Here is an 18,399-nt window from a genome sequence, read left to right as displayed (position 1 = left end):
TTTCTAGGGCGAATTCGCCGTCCGTGCGGGTTTCACAGGAACAGTGCGCAATTCCGGGCGTTTTCCTGCCCGCTCCCGCGATTTCCCAATTTCATTATAGCACCGCGCGTCCACAAAACATGGCGGAATTATGAACGAAGCCGCAAAAGATTCTTACGGCATTCTTACGGAAACGGGGCGTCATTCGTCCTTGTTCCAGCCCGCCCCGCCGATGCCGATGTCGTTGCCGAGCACCCCGGCGGGGCCGATGGCGTCCTGCCCGAACTTCTCGCGGATGCCGTCCATCGCGGCCTCGAGCCGCTCCCGCTTCTCCCGGCTCTCGTCGTCGGGCGGCGCGAAGAGGGACAGCTGCTCCCCCGCGCCGCCGGCGTCGGTGAGGCTCGCGCCGGTGATCGTGATCATGCGGATGGGCGCGCGCAGGTCCCACGCGTCGCGGATGATCGAAAGCGCCGCCTCGGCGATCTCCTTGCCCAGATGGGTGGGCGCGGGCAGCGCGCGCTGGCGGGAGATCGATTTGAAGCCGGGGTCGCGGATGAGCACCTGCACCGTCCGGCACTTGACCCCGTGCCGCCGCATCCGGGCGGACACCGAATCGCTGAGAGTCAGGACCGCGAGGCGGATGTCCTCCAGCCCCACGAGGTTGCGGCGGTAGGTCATGCCGTTGCCGACCGATTTGATTTCCCGCGCGTCGTCCGCCGCGCGCACGGGGCTCATGTCGAGCCCGTTGGCGTAGTCGTGGATCATCTCGCCCATCTTGCCCAGCCGCTTCGCGACGAGCGCGCGGTCGCAGGCGGCCAGCTGGCCGATCGTGCGCACCTGGAGCTGCGCGAGCGTCTCCTGCGCGGCCTTCCCCACGTAGAGCAGCGCGCCCACCGGCAGCGGCCAGACGATCCGGCGGAAGTTTTCGCGGGAGATGACGGTGGTGGCGTCGGGCTTTTTGTAGTCGCTGCCGAGCTTGGCGAACGCCTTGTTGAAGCTGACCCCCACCGACACGGTGAGCCCCAGCTCCTCCCGCACGGTCCGGCGGATCTCGTCGGCGATCTCCGGCCCCGTCCCGAAGAGGTTCTGGCTGCCCGTCACGTCAAGCCACGACTCGTCGATGCCGAACGGCTCGACCTGGTCGGTGTAGCGCTGGTAGATCTCGTTGACCAGCCGGGAGTATTTGACGTACTCCCCCCGGTGGGGCGGCACGAGGGTGAGGCCGGGGCATTTGCGCTTTGCCTGCCAGATCGTCTCGGCGGTGGCCACGCCGAATTTTTTGGCCCGCTCGTTTTTGGCGAGGATGATGCCGTGACGGCTTTCCGGGTCGCCGCACACCGCCATCGGCACCCTTTCCAGCTCGGGACGCAGGAGCGTCTCCACCGAGGCGTAAAAGGCGTTGCAGTCGCAGTGCAGGATCACGCGGTCCATGAAATCCCCTCCCGGCGTTTGTTCGTTCAAAGTGGTGGAAATCTTCGCGGTTTTGCGGTAAACTGATACGGACGGCATGGCGACCGCGCCGTTGAAATGAGGAAACGATCGTGAAAAAATACGGATTCCCGGCGCTGCTGTGGCTTCTGTTCGAGGCCGTCGCGGTGACCCTCTGGCTCACGCTCGGCAGCCGGTTCTACCTGTTCAATTTTACCTACATCGGCGCCTGCCTCGCGCTCGGCGTGTTTTTCTACGGCCGGCATGTCAAATACGCCCGCCGCCTGGTGCAGTTCGCCGTCGGCCTCTACATGCTGCTCTACCTCGGCGTCCTGCGCGGGGAAAACATGCAGATCGAAGGGTTCTGGTACTACCTTTTTTCCGGCGTGTTCGAGGCGGCGACCATCCACTACGCGGTCGCGAAAATCTTCGGGCCGCTCCTCTTCGGGCGGGGCTGGTGCGGGTACGCCTGCTGGACGGCGATGGTCCTGGACCTTTTGCCCTTCCGGGTCCCCCGGGGGCCCCGGAAAAAGCTAGGCTTTGTCCGGTACATCGTGTTCGCCGCCTCTCTCGTCTTTGTGGGCGGCCTCTTCCTGCTGGGCGCCGCCGGCAGGGACAAGATCCTGTTTTGGAGCTTTCTCGCCGGGAATCTCCTCTACTACGCGGCTGGCGCCGCGCTGGCGTTCGGCTTCCGGGACAACCGGGCGTTCTGCAAATATCTCTGCCCGATTACGGTTTTTTTGAAGCCGGCAAGTTATTTTTCCCTCCTGCGCGTCAAGAATGATACCAGCCGGTGCGTCTCCTGCGGCCGGTGCAGGAAGGTCTGCCCGATGGACGTGGATATGGTGGACAACTCCCGCGGGCGGAAAAACGGCACCGAGTGCATCCTCTGCTTCCAATGCATGGAGGAGTGTCCCCAAAAGGCGCTGCACGTCTGACCCGGCCGCGCGCCGCCCGCGCCTATTATAGCACACTTCCGCGGAATTTTTAATTCTACCGTTTTGGTGGAGGACGTTGACAAACCCGCCCGCCCGCAATATACTGTTAGCTATGGTATTCGGGCCTGTTTTCAAACGGGGCCCTGTAAAGGAGTTCTGATTGCATGAGCGAATGTACACACAACTGTGAGTCGTGCAGCGAAAACTGCGCCGAACGGCAGATGAAGCCGGAGGATTTCCTCGAGAAGCCCCACGAGCTGAGCAGCGTCCGCAAGGTGGTGGGCGTGGTCAGCGGCAAGGGCGGCGTGGGAAAATCCCTGGTCACCTCGATGCTGGCGGTGCTGCTCAACCGGCGCGGCCACCACACCGGCATCATGGACGCCGACGTGACCGGCCCGTCGATCCCCAAGGCGTTCGGCCTGCATGAAAAGGCGTCGGGCATGGGCGAGGCGATCCTGCCGGTGCGCACCAAGACGGGCGTCGACGTGATCTCGATCAACCTGCTGCTCGAGAACGAGAGCGACCCGGTCGTGTGGCGCGGCCCGGTGATCGCGGGGGTGGTCAAGCAGTTCTGGACCGACGTGATCTGGAACGACGTCGACTTCCTCTTCGTCGACATGCCGCCCGGAACGGGGGACGTGCCGCTGACCGTCTTCCAGTCGATCCCGCTCGACGGGATCGTCGTGGTGGCCTCCCCGCAGGAGCTGGTCGAGATGGTCGTCGAGAAGGCGGTCAAGATGGCCCGGCTCATGAACATCCCCATCCTGGGCATCGTGGAGAACATGAGCTATGTCGAGTGCCCCGACTGCGGCAGGCGGATCAACATCTTCGGCGAAAGCCACGTCGACGAGATCGCGGCCCGCTACGGGCTGCCCGTGCTCGCCAAGCTGCCGCTTGACCCCGCGCTGGCGTCCGTCTGCGACAAGGGCGTCGTGGAGCTGTTCGAGGGCGACTGGATGGATTCCGCCGCCGACGCGGTGGAGGCGCTGGGGAAACCCTCCTGAAAGCGTTCCCCCCAGTGAACTTTCGATTCCGGCGTGGCGCCGCCCGTGAGGGCAAATAAAAAGTTTCGCCGCCACTTGCCCTGCGGGCAAATGGTGTCCCCATTTGGGCCGTCGCTTCGCGACACCTTTTTAAAGGCGGCGGGTGAGAAAATGCCCGGCGTTCCGGAAGGAACGCCGGGCATTTTCGAGGGCGGAGCCCTTGACCCGGGCCCTCGGGCCCCGCTTTGGGAGCCTTTTCTTTGCTTCTTTCTTTTGCGATAGAAAAGAAAGAAGGCCCCTCCCGCAAATTTTTCGTCCGCCTCGTATGAAACGGATCGCGCATGGGAATTCTATGGATAGAATTTTGGCAAAGGAGATTTGACCATGCAGCAGAAAATTTTAAAGGGTTCCAAGACCGAAGCCAACCTGCTGGCGGCCTTCGCGGGCGAAAGCCAGGCGCGCAACAAATACACCTTCTTCGGGGCGAAGGCGAAGGAGGACGGTTTCCAGCAGATCGGGGACCTCTTCCTCGAGACGGCGAACAACGAGAAGGAGCACGCGGAAATCTGGTTCAAGATCCTGCATAACGGCATGCAGCCGACGACCGACAATCTACAGGCGGCGGCGGACGGCGAGCAGTACGAGTACGAGACGATGTACCCCACCTTTGCGAAGGAGGCACGCGAGGAGGGCTTCGACCGGATCGCGACGCTGTTCGAGCTGGTGGCGAAGATCGAGCAGGAGCACATGCAGCGGTTCCAGCACCTCAAGGGCAACGTGGACGGCAACACCGTCTTCCAGAAGCCGCAGAGCGTCACCTGGATCTGCCTCAACTGCGGGCACATCTATGAGGGCACCACGCCCCCGCCCAAATGCCCCGTCTGCGAAAAGCCGCAGGCGTGGTTCCAGGTCAAGGCGGAAAACTACTGAGCACTCAAAAAAAGGGGAACGGCCCGCGGGCCGTTCCCCTTTTTTATCTATCTGAAACTGCGCGCGCTGCACAGGGACCGTTGGTCTGTCCGCCCGCCGGACCGGTATTCCGACCATCCGGCGGGCTAACAGTGTATGAGGAGAAGAAAAGAAGGAAAAATCAAAAAAATCTGGTACCGGCTGTTATTTCGGTTGCATCCCGCCTTTCGTTTTGGAGTGTCTTCAGTATAGCGGGCAGATGTGAAACCCGTTTGAAGATTCTTTAACATTTATCGGGTCATTTCCTGTCCAAATCGTTACAAAAGTTTGAACCCCGCGCCGCCTCCCAAAAAAGCGCGCCCGTTTTTGTCGGATTTCACGGGATTTTACGCAGTTTTTACACGGCGCGGCTTGTGTTTTTACATGGGGAAGGTATTCTTATCGCGTACCTCAGGAACGGAACAACCAGTAAAGAAAGGTGAAAACAATGAAAAAGATTCTTGCGATTGCGCTTGCCTCCCTGATGATGTTCTCCGTGCTGGCGGGCTGCTCCTCCGCCCCCGCCGGCGAACCCGCCGCCCCGGACGCGGCGGCTCCCGCCTCCGGAACCCAGGCCTCCGAGGCCGCGCCGTCCGAGGCGCCCGCCTCCGACTTTGACGCCTCCAACCCGATCTCGGTCATCTCCCGCGAGCCCGGCTCCGGCACGCGCGGCGCCTTCATCGAGCTCTTCGGCATCGAGGAGAAGGGTGAGGACGGCACCAAGGTCGACCGCACCACCGAGGAGGCCACGATCGCCAACCAGACCAACGTGGTCATGACGACCGTCGCCGGCGATCCCTACGCGATCGGCTACATCTCGCTGGGCTCCCTCAACGACACCGTCAAGGCGGTGAAGATCGACGGCGCCGAAGCGACCGCCGCGAACGTCGCCTCCGGCGTCTACAAGGTCGCGCGCCCCTTCAACATCGCGGTCAAGGGGGAGGCGTCCGGCGTCACGAAGGACTTCCTGGACTTCATCATGAGCGCCGAGGGCCAGCAGATCATTGAGGACAACGGCTACATCAAGGCCGCCGCCGACGCGGCCGCCTATGCGGGCGGCAAGCCCGAGGGCAAGATCGTCGTGGCCGGCTCCTCCTCCGTCTCCCCGGTCATGGAGAAGCTCAAGGAGGCCTACACCGCGTTAAATCCCGCCGCCGTGATCGAGATCCAGACGAGCGATTCCACCTCCGGCATGACCGCCGCGATGGACGGCACCTGCGACATCGGCATGGCCTCCCGCGAGCTCAAGGACGAGGAGGCCGCGGCCCTCTCCGCGACCGTCATCGCCAACGACGGCATCGCGGTCGTGGTCGCCCCCGGCAACCCGGTCGGGGATCTCACCAGCGCGCAGGTAAAGGAGATCTTCACCGGCGCGGCGACCCAGTGGAGCGCGGTGGCCGGCTGAGCCGGTCCCCGCTTCCGATAGACCGCTTTCTTCCTTTTCATTTCTTTCCTCCGGAAAAGGGCGGATGGACATCCGCCCCTTTCCCATACCGGGGACCGGGCGGGCTTCCCGCCCGGCCGCCCTCCGCCAGACCGCCCCGCGCGGGCAGTAAAGGAGACTTCGCCGATGTCCGGTAAAATCAAGGAAAAAGGGATGGAAATCCTCTTTTTGGCCTGCGCGCTCGCGTCGATCGCGGCGGTGGCCGTGATCTGCCTCTTCCTCTTCATGGGCGGCATCCCGGCGATCGGGGAGATCGGCGCAGGGGAATTCCTGCTCGGGCGCAAGTGGGCCCCTCAGGACGTGCCCGCCTCCTTCGGCATCTTCCCGATGATCCTCGGGAGCGTCTATGTGACGGGCGGCGCGATCCTCCTCGGCGTGCCGGTCGGCATCCTGGCCGCCGTCTTTCTCGCGCGGTTCTGCCCCCGCCCCGCCTACCGGGTGCTGGGGCCCGCCGTCCAGCTGATGGCGGGCATCCCCTCGATCGTCTATGGCTTTTTCGGGATGGTGGTCATCGTCCCCTTCATCCGGGAGCATTTCCGAAGGCTCGGCGCGGTGAACGGCAGCAGCATCCTGGCCGCCTCGATCCTGCTGGGGATCATGATCCTGCCGACGGTCATCGGCGTGTCGGAATCGGCGCTGCGCGCCGTGCCGCAGAGCTACTACGAGGGCGCGCTCGCCCTGGGCGCGACCCATGAGCGCGCCGTCTTTTTCGCGGTGCTGCCCGCCGCCAAAAGCGGCATCCTCGCGGGGGTGGTGCTCGGCGTCGGCCGCGCCATCGGCGAGACGATGGCGGTCATCATGGTCGCCGGCAACCAGCCGCGGATGCCGGCGGGCCTCTTCAAGGGGGTGCGCACCCTGACGGCCAACATCGTCATGGAGATGGGCTATGCCTCGGGGCTCCACCGGGAGGCGCTCATCGCCACCGGCGTCGTGCTCTTCGTCTTTATCCTGCTCATCAACCTCTGCTTTTCGCTGCTCAAAAGGAGGATGAACTGATGCGCGACATCCACGGCCTCCCCGCCGTCAACCGCGTGAGTCTCCGCCAGCGGGCCCGGTCCTACCTGCGCCGACCCCTCTCGCTGTTGCTCTTCCTGCTGGTCGGGCTCGCGGCGCTGCTGACGGCCGCAACGCTGCTCTTCATCATCGGGTACATCCTCGTCAGGGGGGCGCCCCACATCACCCCCTCCCTCTTTGAGCTGACCTACAACTCGGTCAACGTCTCCCTCTTCCCGGCGGTCGTCACGACGGTGATGATGACCCTTCTCTCGCTGCTCATCGCCGCGCCGCTGGGCATCTTTACGGCGATCTACCTCGTCGAATACGCCCGCCGCGGCAACCGGCTCGTCGGGCTGGTGCGGATCACCTCCGAAACGCTCAGCGGCATCCCCTCGATCGTCTACGGGCTCTTCGGGATGCTCTTCTTCGTCACCGCGCTGCACTGGGGCTTTTCGCTCCTTTCGGGCGCGTGCACGCTGGCGATCATGATCCTCCCGCTCATCATGCGCACCACCGAGGAGGCCCTCAAATCGGTGCCCGACTCCTTCCGCGAGGCGAGCTTCGGTCTCGGCGCGGGCAGGCTGCGCACCGTCTTCAAGGCGGTGCTGCCCTCGGCGGTGCCGGGGATTCTGGCAGGGGTGATCCTCGCCATCGGCAGGATCGTCGGCGAGACGGCGGCGCTTATCTATACGGCGGGCACCGTCGCGCAGATCCCGGGCGGGAAGGATGCGCTCTTCCTGTCGGGGCGGACGCTCGCCATCCACATGTACGTGCTCTCGAGCGAGGGGCTCCACACCAACGAGGCATACGCGACGGCTGTCGTGCTGCTGGTCACGGTGCTGCTCATCAACACCCTCTCGGCGGTGGTCGCCAGGCGGCTTACGAAAGGCTAGGGAACAGGATGAAGGACAAATTTCAAATCGAGGGCCTCGACCTCTTTTACGGCGACTTCCAGGCGCTCAAAAACGTGGAGCTTTCGCTCGGGGAACGGGCGATCACCGCGTTCATCGGCCCGTCGGGCTGCGGCAAGTCGACCCTGCTCAAATCCCTCAACCGGATGAACGACCTCGTGGAGGGCTGCCGCATCACCGGGCGGGTGCTGCTCGACGGGGAGGACGTCTACGGGGACATGGACGTGAACCTGCTGCGCAGGCGGGTGGGGATGGTTTTCCAGAAGCCCAATCCCTTTCCGATGAGCGTCTACGACAACATCGCCTACGGGCCGCGCACCCACGGCGTCCGTTCCCGCGCGCGGCTCGACGAGATCGTGGAGAAATCCCTGCGGGACGCGGCAATCTGGGAGGAAGTGAAGGACCGGCTCAAAAAGCCGGCGCTCGGGCTGTCGGGCGGGCAGCAGCAGCGGCTGTGCATCGCCCGCGCGCTGGCGGTCGAGCCGGAGGTGCTCTTGATGGACGAACCCACCAGCGCCCTCGACCCGATTTCCACTTCCAAGATCGAGGACCTTGTGTTAGAATTGAAAAAGAATTACACGATCATCATCGTCACCCACAACATGCAGCAGGCCACCCGCATTTCGGACGAGACGGCGTTTTTTCTGCTGGGCGAGGTGGTCGAGTTCGGCGCGACCGAAGACCTCTTCTCGATGCCGAAGGACAAGCGCACCGAGGACTATATCACGGGGAGGTTCGGATAGATGAGGAACCGGTTTGACCAGGAGCTCTCCGCGCTCAACAACGAGCTGATCGAGATGGGCGCGCTCATCGAGCGGGCGATCAACGACGCCTCCCGCGCGCTGCTCGAAAAGGACCCCGCGCTCGCCCGGCAGGCGATCGGGCAGGGCGCGCGGGTGGACGAGAAGGAAAAGCAGATCGAGCGCCGCTGCCTGCGGCTGCTGCTCCAGCAGCAGCCGGTCGCGGCCGACCTGCGGATGATCTCCACCGCGCTCAAGATGATCACCGACATGGAGCGGATCGGCGACCAGGCGGAGGACATCTCCGAGATCGCGCTCCGCCTGATCGACGACGGCTGCGCCGGCTCGCTCGAGCACATCCCGCAGATGGCGTGGGCGACCGTCCGCATGGTCACGGGGGCGGTCGACGCGTTCGTGGCGCGCGACCTCGACCGGGCGCGGGCGGTCATCGCCTGCGACGACATCGTCGACGACCTCTTCAACCAGGTGCGGGACGATATCGTCCGCCTCATCCGGGAGGACGGCGCGGACGGGGAAGAGGCGATCGACCTGGTGATGGTCGCCAAATACTTCGAGCGGATCGGCGATCATGCGACCAACATCGCCGAGTGGGTGGCCTTTTCGATCACCGGCGAACACGGCAACGAGCGGGTCATCTGACCCGGAAACGGAGGGGACTTGAATGGCCGCGAGGGTCTATCTGGTGGAGGACGACGAGAGCATCCGCGAGCTGGTGCTCTACGCGCTGGCGAGCAGCGGCTATGAGGCGCGCGGCTTCGAGCGCGCCGACGCGTTCTGGGAGGCGTGCGACGCGCTTGCGCCTTCCCTCGTGCTGCTCGACATCATGCTGCCGGGGGACGACGGGCTGGCCATCCTGCGCCGCATGAAGGAATCGGTGCGCACGGCGGACATCCCCGTCATCATGCTGACCGCGCGCGCCACCGAATACGACAAGGTGAAGGGCCTCGACGCGGGCGCCGACGACTACGTCACCAAGCCCTTCGGGGTCATGGAGCTGCTCTCCCGCGTGCGCGCGGTGCTGCGTCGGGCGGGCCCCGGCGAGGAGCCCGCGCCGCTCCTTTACGGGGAGGTCTCCCTCGACCCGGGCAGGCGCGCCGTCACGGCCGCCGGGGAGCCGGTCGCCCTCACCTACAAGGAGTTCGAGCTGCTCGCCTTCCTGCTCAAAAACCAGGGCCTCGTGCTCACCCGCGAAAGGATCATGGAACGGGTGTGGGGCTTCGACTACGAGGGGGAGAGCCGCACCGTCGACATGCACATCAAATCGCTCCGCCACAAGCTGGGCGCCTGCGGGGAGATCATCCGCACGGTGCGGGGCGTGGGCTACAAGATTGGGGAATAGGCGCGCGGCGCCAAAAGGAGACCAAGATGAAACGGAACGTATATTGGAGCCTGTGCGCCGCGGCGATCGGCATGGCGCTGCTCACGGCGGCGCTGACCCTCTGGTCGGCCCACGGACTGCTCGTGAGGCAGGTGCAGCAGGAGCTGCGCGACGAACACAAGCTGATCGCCCGGTCGGTCGCCTACACGGGGGAGGAGAGGCTGGACTACCTCTCCAGCCTGGACATCCGGTTCGACAGCTTCCGCGTCACCCTCATCACCCCGGAGGGCGGGGTGCTCTTCGACTCGGACAACGACCGCGCGGGCATGGAGAACCATCTCGACCGCCCCGAGGTGCGGGAGGCGCTCAGCGTGGGCAGCGGCGAGGACATCCGCCGCTCCGAGACGATGGGGCTCGACACCTGCTACTACGCGGCCGCCCTGCCCGACGGCAGCGTCCTGCGCGTCTCCAAGCAGACCCGCAGCATCGGCGCGGTCTTCGCGGGGGTGATCCCGCTTATGGCGGGCATCGTGCTCGTCACCCTGCTGCTGAGCATGCTGCTGGCCTCCCGCCTGACCCGGCGGCTGGTGCGGCCAGTGGAGGCGCTGGCGGAGGACCTCGAAAACACCGACAGCCTGCGCGGCTATGAGGAGCTCGAGCCCTTCTACCGGAAGCTGCGCGAAAAGAACCGCCTGATCGGCGAGCAGATGGAGCGGCTACGCGCCGAGCGCGACACGATCAAAACGATCACCTCCAACATGAAGGAGGGGCTGCTCCTGCTCGGCCGGGAGAAGGAGGTCCTCTCGGTCAACGCGGCGGCCCTCTCCCTGCTGGGAAGCCCGGCGGGGGAATACGAGGGGAAAAACGTCCTCGTCGTCACCCGCGACGCCGAGCTGGGCGCGTGCATCGAGCGCGCGGCCGGCGGCGAAGGCGCCGACGTGGTCCTCGAACGGGACGGGCGCGCCTGCCACGCCTTCGCCAGCCCCGTGCGGGAGGACGGCGGGCAGGTCGCGGGCACGATCGTCCTGCTGCTCGACGTCACCGAGCAGCAGCGGGCGGAGCAGGTGCGCCGCGAGTTCACCGCCAACGTCTCCCACGAGCTCAAAACCCCGCTCACCTCGATCTCCGGCTTTGCCGAGATGCTCCAAAACGGCATGGCCTCCGGGGAGGAGGACGTCAAGCGGTTCGCCGGGCGGATCTACAGCGAGGCCCGCAGGCTGATCGCGCTGACCGACGACATCATCCGCCTCTCCCGCATCGAGCAGTCGGGCGCCGTCGAGGACGAGCCGGTCGAGCTGCGCGCCCTCTGCGAGGGGGCGGCCGAGGCGCTGCGCTTTCCCGCGGAGCAGAAGCAGGTGGCGATCGCCGTCTCGGGCGATCTCGTCACGGTGCGGGGCAGCCGGCAGATGCTCGACGAGCTCGTCTGCAACCTTGCGGACAACGCCGTCAAATATAACCGCCCGGGCGGCCGCGTCGACCTGACCGTCCGCCGCGAGGGGGACTGGGCCGCCGTCACGGTGGCGGACACCGGCATCGGCATCCCGCGCGAGCACCAGGCGCGCATCTTCGAGCGGTTTTACCGCGTGGACAAGTCCCGCTCCAAGCAGACGGGCGGCACCGGGCTGGGCCTTTCGATCGTCAAGCATATCGTCGAGCGCCACGGCGGCTCGATCTCGCTCGAATCCGCGCCCGGCGCCGGTACCTCCGTCACCGTGCGCCTGCCTTTCTCAGGGGGCTTTGAAAAGCCCCCTGAAACCCGAAACTTTTGATTCAGGCAGTGCGTCCGGCGCACCCGCGAACCGCCGCCCGTGGAATAGCTTCCCAACTCAAAAGTTTCAAAAGCTGCGGGGCCGCGGGGCAGGGCCCCGCGCCGCGCCCGCAGGCGCGGAATCCCCATCCTTCAGGCGTATTTTTCAGTTCTTTTTTACAAGAGAAAAAGGAACATCGGAAAGGGGGCCGCTTCCCGGCTGGGAAGCGGCCCCCTTGGCGTCCTCTTTTTTACCCCAGCATCCCGAGGAAGCGGCTGGGCTTGGATGGGTAGTTGTTCATCCCGCAGCGCGACCAGGTGAGGAAGAGCTTTTTCCTCGCGCGGGTGATCGAGACGTAGAAGACCCGCTTCTCCTCCTCCAGCTCGCCCGACCTGGCCGCCTGGAAGGTGGGGAAGACCCCCTCCTGCAAGACGGGCAGGAAGACGTAATCGAACTCGCACCCCTTGGATTGGTGGGCGGTGATGACCGCGACCTTGTTGGCGGAGCGGCTCATGCGGTCGAGCTCGCTCGACGAGAGGGCGGAGAGCTCGAGCAGGGCGGAGAGCTGCCGCGCGGGCGGCAGGGCGGGATCGCAGAAGTCGTCCGCGAAGTCGAGGAAGAGCTGCAAATTCGCGCGTTTCTCGGGCGCGCCGTCATAGAGCTCCCACACCCCGAACCGGTCGAGCAGCATCCGCGCGGCGGCGGGCCCGCCGAGCCCCTCCGCCTCCCGGCGGGCGGTCTCCACGAGGGAGGCCGCGCCCGCGAGACGGGGCAGGTATTTCGCGTAGAAGGCGCGCCGCGCCTCCTGCCCCGGCAGGAGGTATCCCTTTACAAGCGCGCGGAGCACGTCGGCGGTGGCGAGGATGTCGTCCATCGCGTTGTGGGTGGGGTCGTTTGCCGCGCCGAGCGCCGCCGCCACGGTCAGGAGCTTGTGGTTTTCGAGGTTTTTGAGGTAGCGGCGGGAGAGGTCGAGGGTGTCGTACCAGACGTTGCCGAACTCCCCCGGCGCACCGCTGCGCACGAGGTTCCGACGGGTGATCGCAACGTCGAAGGCGACGTTGTGCCCGACGATCACACACCCCCCGCAGAACCGGAGGAAATCCCCCAGCGCCTTCGCGGGGTCCTCCCCGCGCTCCGCGAGGAAGCCGTCGGTAAAGCCGTGGACCTTTTCGGAGTCCCCGACCGGCCCCGACGGCCGCAGAAACCGCTCGAACCGCTCGGAGACATTCCCGGCGGGGTCGAGGCGCACGGCGGCCATCTGCACGATCTCGTCGGAATAGACGTCGGTGCCGGTGGATTCCACGTCGTAGACGACGACGCGGCCATCCGCGAGCGCGTCGAGCAGCGGGGAAAAGAAGTCGCCGGTATTTCTGGTGCGCGGGTCGAAAAAGTCGGCGAGCGCGGCCCCTCCGCCCTCGCGGTAGTTGGCGGCGACCGCGCCCACCGTCGCGGGGCCGACCCCCTTGACCAGCCGCTTGAGCACGCGGGCAAGCGCCTCCCCGTCCCGGGGATTCGCGGCGACGGAGACGCAGGCGAGCGCGTCCTTCACCTCGGCGCGCTTGAGCAGCCGCAGCTCGTCCGCGAGCATGAACCGCACGGGCGGCAGGCTGTCGTCGAGGCGGCTGGCGCGCAGGATGCCGCACACGTCGGCGCAGACCTTGTTGGTGCGGGTGATGATCGCGGCGCGGGAAAAGTCGGTGAGCCCGAGGGAGGCGATCTGCCCGTAGATCCAGTGGATTTCGTCGGCCGGGGTGTCGAAGGAGCGGACGACCACGTCGCCGCCGAATTCCACATGCCCCCCGCCGCCCGGCCCCCGCCCGAAGGCGTTCGCGAGAAAGGCGTTCCCGGCGGCGAGCAGGCCGGGGCTGCTGCGGTAGTTGACGGTGAATTCAATCACGCGCGGATGGAATTCCTCGGTAAAGCGCGCGATGAGCGCGCCGGGGTCGGAGCCGCGCCACTGGTAGATCGTCTGGTTGAAGTCGCCGCAGAGGAGCACCCGGGCGTTCCCGCAGAGCCCGGAGAGAAGCCCGTATTCCGCGAGGCTCACGTCCTGCACCTCGTCGACGTGGACAAAGCGGAACCGCTCCCGCCAGAGGGCGGAGGCGCGCGGGTCGGCGAGCAGGGCAAAGGCGCGGATGAGCAGGTCGGAGAAGTCGAGCAGGCCGCTCGACAGGAGCTTCAGGTTGTAGAGGCGCACGACCGACGCGCCGTATTTGACGAGGAAGCGGTGGAATTTGGGGTCGAACCGGCGGTCGGGGCCGACGCACACCCGCTCGACCTCCTCCCGCCGGTGGACAAACGCCCACGCCGCGGCGGCGGAGCAGTCCTCCTGCGGGCGGGCGAGCCAGCAGTCCTTGACCAGCCCGGTGAAATCCTGCAAAACCCGCAGCGCCTGGTCGCCCGGCTCGCGCCCCACCACCTCGAAGACGACCTCCCGGAGGATCTCCCGCGCGTCGTCGGCGTCGCAGACGGAAAAGTCCGGCCCCACGTCGGTGAAAACGCCGGGGGTCTCCCGCAGCAGCCACGCGCAGAAGGCGTGGACCGTCTTGACCGTCACGCCGCGCGCCGCCTCCCCCGCCATCCGCTCCACCCGCTCGGTCATCTCGCGGCAGGCGCGGTTGGTGAAGGTGAGGCAGAGAATCTCCTCCGGTTTTGCCAGCCCACCGGAGAGCAGGTTCGCCACCCGGCAGGCAAGCGTGTTCGTCTTGCCGGTGCCCGCGCCCGCGAGCACCAGCAGGTTGTCCGTGAAGGTTTCGGCGGCGATCCGCTGCTCGTCGTTGAGCGTGAACGCCGGCGCTGTGACCGCGGGCATCATAGGCCCCCCTCCGAAAGAAATGCGAGCCCGCCGCAAAAGCATCGCGGCAGGCCCCGTTCTTTTTTTTCTTGAAAAAAAGAACCAAAAAAATCGCTTCTCAGGATCAAGTGTCCTGCGCCCTGCGGGGCGCGCATCAGGGCTCCGCCCCGACATCCCGCCGCCTTTAAAAAGGTGTCGCGAAGCGACGGCCCGAATGGGGACACCATTTGCCCGCAGGGCAAGTGGCGGCGAAAATTTTTGTCTGGTGAGTTCATTGTCTCACGGGACGCGCGCGCGGAGTGGAAAGCGCCACGCCTGCATCAAAAGTTTTGAGGGGTCCAGGGGAACTTTTTCAAAAGTTCCCCTGGTCTCTAAAGGTGATCGAACCGGTTTCCGGGTCCATCGCGTCGACGATGGCGAGCGATTCTACCCGCACGCCCCGTCCCCGGATGAGCTCGCCGCCCTCCTGGAAGCCCTTTTCGATCACGATGCCCGCGCCCACAAGCGTCGCGCCCGAATCCTCGACGAGCTGGCAAAGCCCGTTGAGCGCACTGCCCTTGGCGAGGAAGTCGTCGATGAGCAGGACGCGGTCCTCGGGGGAGAGGAACTTTTTGGAGACGATGATGTCGTAAACCCGCCCGTGGGTGAAGGACTCCACACGGGTGGTGTAGACCTCGCCGTCGATGTTTTTCGACTGGCTCTTCTTGGCGAAGACCACCGGCACGCCGAACTGTTCGGCGGTCAGGCAGGCGATGCCGATTCCGGACGCCTCGATGGTCAGAATCTTGGTGACGCCGCAGCCGGCAAAGCGGCGCTTGAACTCCTTGCCGATCTCGGCAAAAAGGGCCACGTCCATCTGGTGGTTGAGGAAGTTGTCCACCTTGAGGACGTTGCCGGCCTTGACGTGGCCGTCTTTGAGGATGCGCTGTTTCAGCAGTTCCATAGCGGGTTCCCTCCTAAATTCGACACGGTTCGTTGTCAACAGTTTAGCGCATCCCGCCGATTTGTTCAATGGGGAAAGCCAAATTTATGGCTTTCCTTTTTTCTTGCCCGCGAGGCGGAGAACGAGGTAGGGCTCCGCGTCGAGCGCGTCGCACAACGCGAAAAACTCGTTCATGTGATACTGGCCCATGAGCAGCCCGTGTTCCAGCCGCCAAATGTTGGATTCCGAGACGCCGCTCTTGAACGCGAGGTCCCAAATGCTCATCCCCCGCGCTTCCCGCAACCCCCGCATGAGAAACCCAACGCACTTAAAATTCGGCTTCTGGTATTTCACGCCTGTCACCTCCAAATACTATTTTGATTCATAGAGAATCAAAAGTCAATGATTCGATATGAATCACATAAGATTTTTTTGAGGTGATAGTGTGTACTTCAGAAGAATCAAGGACTTAAGAGAAGACGGCGATATCGGACAAAAGGAAATAGCGGCTTTTTTGGAAATCCCTCGAAGTACGTACTCAGGGTATGAAAATGGGCACAGAAGAATTCCAGCGGAGATTTTGGTGAAGCTCGCGGAGTTCTACAACGTGAGCGTCGACTATCTGCTGGAAGTGAGCGACAAGAAGGAGCGGGAATAGGCCGCAAAAATTTTCCTTGCCATTTACCCTGTTAAAGTGTAAAATATGGGATATCCCTTTTCGCACGACTTTTGAAAGAAGGAGGAGCATCATGAACGACCAGATCAAGCAGATTGCCCAACGCATCCGCGAGCTGCGCGAGATCCTCGACGTAGACGCGGCCGACCTTGCAAAGCAGGTGAACGTATCGGTAGCGGAGTACAACCAGTACGAGAACGCCGAATCCGACATTCCGATAGGAGCGATCTACGCGGTAGCGGCGGCGCTGAACGTCGACCCCACGGTGCTCCTGACCGGGGACGCCCCCCGCATGAGCGACTACACCATCGTCCGCCAGGGGCGGGGCGTGTCGGTGGAGCGGTACAAGGGCTACAAATTCAGTTCCCTCGCCTTCAACTATATCGGCCGCCAGTTCGACCCGATGGTGGTCGATCTGGAGCCGATGGAAAATCCCCCCGAGCTCGTCGTGCACGGCGGGCAGGAGTTCAACTACGTCTTAAAAGGCACCGTACAGCTGGTAATCGGTTCCCGGGAATTTCTTCTCGAGGCCGGCGACAGCGCGTTCTTCAACCCGATGACGCCGCACGGACAGCGCGCCGTGGGCGGTCCGGTAAAATTCCTGACCATCATCAACGAATGAACGCGGACCAGAGAATTTAAGAAAGCGGTGCAAAAAAACATGATCGAAAAATTTTTACCCCGTACCGGGTTTGACTCGTACGAGGATTTCAAGGCGAACTACCGTCTCAACGTGCCCGGGGATTTCAACTTTGCCTATGATGTGATCGACGAGTGGGCCAAAGACCCCGAAAAGCCCGCGCTCGTCTGGGTGAACGACGGCCGCGACGAGCGGCGCTACACCTTCAAGGACCTCTCGGAGTATTCCTGCCGCATGGCGAATTTCTTCACCCATTACGGCGTGAAAAAGGGCGATTTCGTCCTGCTCGTGCTCAAACAGCGGGTGGAGGCGTGGGTTTGTATGCTGGCGCTCCACCGCATCGGCGCAGTGGTCATCCCGGCCACCTTCCAGCTCATGCCGCACGACATTGAATACCGCTGCAACAAGGCGGGCGTCAAGATGATCTGCACGGTGGACGACGACGAGCTGCTCCGCAACATCGCGCAGGTGCGTCCCGCCTGCAAAACCCTCGAACAGGTGGCGGTGGTCGGGGCGCATGTCCCGGCGGGCTGCATCGACCTGCGCGCCGAGGCGGCGGCGTATCCCTCCGTTTTTCCGCGTCCCACGGGGGCGGCGGCCACCGACGTCCACGACCTCATGCTCGGGTATTTCACCTCCGGCACCACCGGGATGCCCAAGCTCATCGTCCACAACTACGCCTATCCGCTCGGGCACATCACCACCGCCAACTACTGGCACCAGGTGGAGGAGGGCGGGCTGCATTTCGTGTCGGCCGATTCGGGCTGGGCGAAATTCGGCTGGGGCAAGATTTACGGCCAGTGGATCTGCGGCGCGGTGATCGTGGCATACGACACCGAGGGCAAATTTGACCCCAGGCATATGCTTGAGACGGTCGAGCACCTGCGGCCGACGACCTTCTGCGCGCCGCCTACCGTCTACCGCTTCCTCATCAAGGAGGACCTCTCGAAATACGATCTCTCCTCCCTCAAAAAATGCACGATCGCGGGCGAGCCGCTCAATCCCGAGGTCTTCAACCGCTGGAAGGAGGCGACCGGGCTGGAGCTCACCGAGGGCTTCGGCCAGTCGGAGACGACGGTTATCATCGCGAACTTCCCGTGGTTTCCGATCAAGCCCGGCTCGACCGGCAAGTTTTCGCCCCTCTACGACCTCGACATCGTCGACGAGGACGGCAACTCCTGCGAGGACGGCATCGTCGGCACGATCGTCGTCAAAAACCTCGACAAATTCCGCCCGGCGGGCCTGCTCGTCGAATACCGCGACGACCCCGCCGCCAACGAGGACGCCTTCTTTGACAACATGTATTCCACCGGCGACACCGCCTGGCGGGACAGCGACGGCTATATCTGGTTTGTCGGCCGCAACGACGACGTGATCAAGTGCTCGGGCTACCGCATCGGTCCCTTCGAGGTCGAATCGGCGCTCATGACCCATCCGTCGGTGCTCGAGTGCGCCGTCACCGCCGCGCCCGACCCCGTGCGCGGGCAGGTCGTCAAGGCCACCATTGTGCTCGCAAAGGGCTACGAACCCTCCGACGCGCTCAAAAAGGAGCTCCAGAACCACGTCAAAAAGGAGACCGCCCCCTATAAATATCCGCGCATCGTCGAGTTCGTGAGCGAGCTGCCCAAAACCACCTCCGGCAAGATCAAGCGCAAGCAGATTCGGCTGGAGGACTCTCAGAAATAATTTTTTCGCCGCGCCCGGCAGGGTGCGGCGATTCTTTTTTTGCCGCTCAGGGAGCGGCAGAGCTTGTCGGTAGTCGGCCGACGGCGGTTTTAGATTGTCCGCTCATCGAGCGGAGGAGGTTGTCGGTAGTCGACCGACAGCGGGCTTAGATTTGCCGCTCGGGGAGCGGCGGAGTTGCCGGGTCCCGCCCCGGCGGGCGGCCCCATTTCTTGTACGGACAAGAAATG

At 64.3% G+C, this 18,399-nt stretch carries 17 protein-coding genes; 13 read left to right on the top strand and 4 right to left on the bottom strand.

All coding sequences use genetic code 11. From position 1 onward, the window contains the following. Positions 1-180: 180 nt before the first annotated feature. On the bottom strand, positions 181-1,410 hold the full coding sequence (gene dinB, locus NE609_RS11655; protein WP_256152589.1) for a DNA polymerase IV: 1,230 nt from the start codon (positions 1,408-1,410) through the stop codon (positions 181-183). Between the two features lie 110 nt (positions 1,411-1,520). Between dinB and NE609_RS11650 the strand changes: the two genes are divergently transcribed. From NE609_RS11650 to NE609_RS11605, 10 genes are all read left to right on the top strand, one after another. Continuing rightward, a complete protein-coding gene (locus tag NE609_RS11650) occupies positions 1,521-2,345 on the top strand; it encodes a 4Fe-4S dicluster domain-containing protein (protein ID WP_256152588.1) in 825 nt (274 codons plus the stop codon). Between the two features lie 164 nt (positions 2,346-2,509). After that, a complete protein-coding gene (locus NE609_RS11645) occupies positions 2,510-3,349 on the top strand; it encodes an Mrp/NBP35 family ATP-binding protein (protein WP_256152587.1) in 840 nt (279 codons plus the stop codon). 363 nt (positions 3,350-3,712) lie between these two features. Next, positions 3,713-4,258, top strand: coding sequence for a rubrerythrin (gene rbr, locus NE609_RS11640; protein WP_101552773.1), 546 nt, complete (start codon positions 3,713-3,715; stop codon positions 4,256-4,258). A 466-nt stretch (positions 4,259-4,724) separates the two neighbouring features. Next, positions 4,725-5,681: a substrate-binding domain-containing protein gene (locus tag NE609_RS11635; RefSeq protein WP_256152586.1), complete on the top strand. Its 957-nt coding sequence runs from the start codon at positions 4,725-4,727 to the stop codon at positions 5,679-5,681. Positions 5,682-5,846: 165 nt separating this feature from the next. Further along, positions 5,847-6,716, top strand: coding sequence for a phosphate ABC transporter permease subunit PstC (pstC, locus tag NE609_RS11630; RefSeq protein ID WP_256152585.1), 870 nt, complete (start codon positions 5,847-5,849; stop codon positions 6,714-6,716). After that, on the top strand, positions 6,716-7,609 hold the full coding sequence (gene pstA / locus NE609_RS11625) for a phosphate ABC transporter permease PstA (protein WP_121586745.1): 894 nt from the start codon (positions 6,716-6,718) through the stop codon (positions 7,607-7,609). The genes pstC and pstA overlap by 1 nt, the downstream gene beginning before the upstream one ends. 8 nt (positions 7,610-7,617) lie before the next feature. Next, complete coding sequence (gene pstB, locus NE609_RS11620) at positions 7,618-8,370, top strand: phosphate ABC transporter ATP-binding protein PstB (RefSeq protein WP_121586746.1); 753 nt, start codon at positions 7,618-7,620, stop codon at positions 8,368-8,370. Continuing rightward, a complete protein-coding gene (gene phoU, locus NE609_RS11615) occupies positions 8,371-9,027 on the top strand; it encodes a phosphate signaling complex protein PhoU (RefSeq protein WP_256152584.1) in 657 nt (218 codons plus the stop codon). A 22-nt stretch (positions 9,028-9,049) separates the two neighbouring features. After that, positions 9,050-9,727, top strand: a complete 678-nt coding sequence (locus NE609_RS11610; protein WP_121586747.1) for a winged helix-turn-helix domain-containing protein — start codon at positions 9,050-9,052, stop codon at positions 9,725-9,727. 26 nt (positions 9,728-9,753) lie between these two features. Next, a complete protein-coding gene (locus NE609_RS11605) occupies positions 9,754-11,475 on the top strand; it encodes an ATP-binding protein (RefSeq protein ID WP_256152583.1) in 1,722 nt (573 codons plus the stop codon). 229 nt (positions 11,476-11,704) lie between these two features. Here the strand turns inward: NE609_RS11605 and NE609_RS11600 are convergent, their stop codons facing one another. The 3 genes from NE609_RS11600 to NE609_RS11590 form a co-directional block, all read right to left on the bottom strand. Next, complete coding sequence (locus NE609_RS11600) at positions 11,705-14,266, bottom strand: ATP-dependent helicase (protein ID WP_256152582.1); 2,562 nt, start codon at positions 14,264-14,266, stop codon at positions 11,705-11,707. Between the two features lie 334 nt (positions 14,267-14,600). After that, positions 14,601-15,191, bottom strand: coding sequence for a xanthine phosphoribosyltransferase (locus NE609_RS11595; RefSeq protein WP_256152581.1), 591 nt, complete (start codon positions 15,189-15,191; stop codon positions 14,601-14,603). Positions 15,192-15,275: 84 nt separating this feature from the next. Further along, a complete protein-coding gene (locus NE609_RS11590; RefSeq protein ID WP_353939246.1) occupies positions 15,276-15,455 on the bottom strand; it encodes a hypothetical protein in 180 nt (59 codons plus the stop codon). Between the two features lie 160 nt (positions 15,456-15,615). Between NE609_RS11590 and NE609_RS11585 the strand changes: the two genes are divergently transcribed. From NE609_RS11585 to NE609_RS11575, 3 genes are all read left to right on the top strand, one after another. After that, entirely contained in the window at positions 15,616-15,828 is a 213-nt protein-coding gene (locus tag NE609_RS11585) for a helix-turn-helix domain-containing protein (protein WP_256152580.1), read from the top strand. 91 nt (positions 15,829-15,919) lie between these two features. Beyond that, positions 15,920-16,468: a helix-turn-helix domain-containing protein gene (locus NE609_RS11580; RefSeq protein ID WP_256152579.1), complete on the top strand. Its 549-nt coding sequence runs from the start codon at positions 15,920-15,922 to the stop codon at positions 16,466-16,468. 39 nt (positions 16,469-16,507) lie between these two features. Then, positions 16,508-18,172, top strand: coding sequence for an AMP-binding protein (locus NE609_RS11575; protein WP_256152578.1), 1,665 nt, complete (start codon positions 16,508-16,510; stop codon positions 18,170-18,172). The last annotated feature ends 227 nt before the right edge of the window (positions 18,173-18,399 follow it).

The sequence above is a fragment of the Anaerotruncus sp. DFI.9.16 genome, from assembly GCF_024461615.1.
GTDB lineage: Bacteria > Bacillota > Clostridia > Oscillospirales > Ruminococcaceae > Anaerotruncus > Anaerotruncus massiliensis.
The sequence above is the reverse complement of the archived record's forward strand: the minus strand, read 5'-3'. Positions and strand labels throughout refer to the sequence as shown.

What these genes read in the sequence shown, in the direction of transcription:
- dinB (WP_256152589.1), bottom strand. Translation starts at nt 1,410, where the DNA reads ATGGACCGCGTGATCCTGCACTGCGACTGCAACGCCTTTTACGCCTCG.
- rbr (WP_101552773.1), top strand. Translation starts at nt 3,713, where the DNA reads ATGCAGCAGAAAATTTTAAAGGGTTCCAAGACCGAAGCCAACCTGCTG.
- pstA (WP_121586745.1), top strand. Translation starts at nt 6,716, where the DNA reads ATGCGCGACATCCACGGCCTCCCCGCCGTCAACCGCGTGAGTCTCCGC.
- NE609_RS11595 (WP_256152581.1), bottom strand. Translation starts at nt 15,191, where the DNA reads ATGGAACTGCTGAAACAGCGCATCCTCAAAGACGGCCACGTCAAGGCC.
- NE609_RS11645 (WP_256152587.1), top strand. Translation starts at nt 2,510, where the DNA reads ATGAGCGAATGTACACACAACTGTGAGTCGTGCAGCGAAAACTGCGCC.
- NE609_RS11590 (WP_353939246.1), bottom strand. Translation starts at nt 15,455, where the DNA reads ATGAGCATTTGGGACCTCGCGTTCAAGAGCGGCGTCTCGGAATCCAAC.
- pstC (WP_256152585.1), top strand. Translation starts at nt 5,847, where the DNA reads ATGTCCGGTAAAATCAAGGAAAAAGGGATGGAAATCCTCTTTTTGGCC.
- NE609_RS11605 (WP_256152583.1), top strand. Translation starts at nt 9,754, where the DNA reads ATGAAACGGAACGTATATTGGAGCCTGTGCGCCGCGGCGATCGGCATG.
- NE609_RS11575 (WP_256152578.1), top strand. Translation starts at nt 16,508, where the DNA reads ATGATCGAAAAATTTTTACCCCGTACCGGGTTTGACTCGTACGAGGAT.
- phoU (WP_256152584.1), top strand. Translation starts at nt 8,371, where the DNA reads ATGAGGAACCGGTTTGACCAGGAGCTCTCCGCGCTCAACAACGAGCTG.
- NE609_RS11580 (WP_256152579.1), top strand. Translation starts at nt 15,920, where the DNA reads ATGAACGACCAGATCAAGCAGATTGCCCAACGCATCCGCGAGCTGCGC.
- pstB (WP_121586746.1), top strand. Translation starts at nt 7,618, where the DNA reads ATGAAGGACAAATTTCAAATCGAGGGCCTCGACCTCTTTTACGGCGAC.
- NE609_RS11610 (WP_121586747.1), top strand. Translation starts at nt 9,050, where the DNA reads ATGGCCGCGAGGGTCTATCTGGTGGAGGACGACGAGAGCATCCGCGAG.
- NE609_RS11600 (WP_256152582.1), bottom strand. Translation starts at nt 14,266, where the DNA reads ATGCCCGCGGTCACAGCGCCGGCGTTCACGCTCAACGACGAGCAGCGG.
- NE609_RS11635 (WP_256152586.1), top strand. Translation starts at nt 4,725, where the DNA reads ATGAAAAAGATTCTTGCGATTGCGCTTGCCTCCCTGATGATGTTCTCC.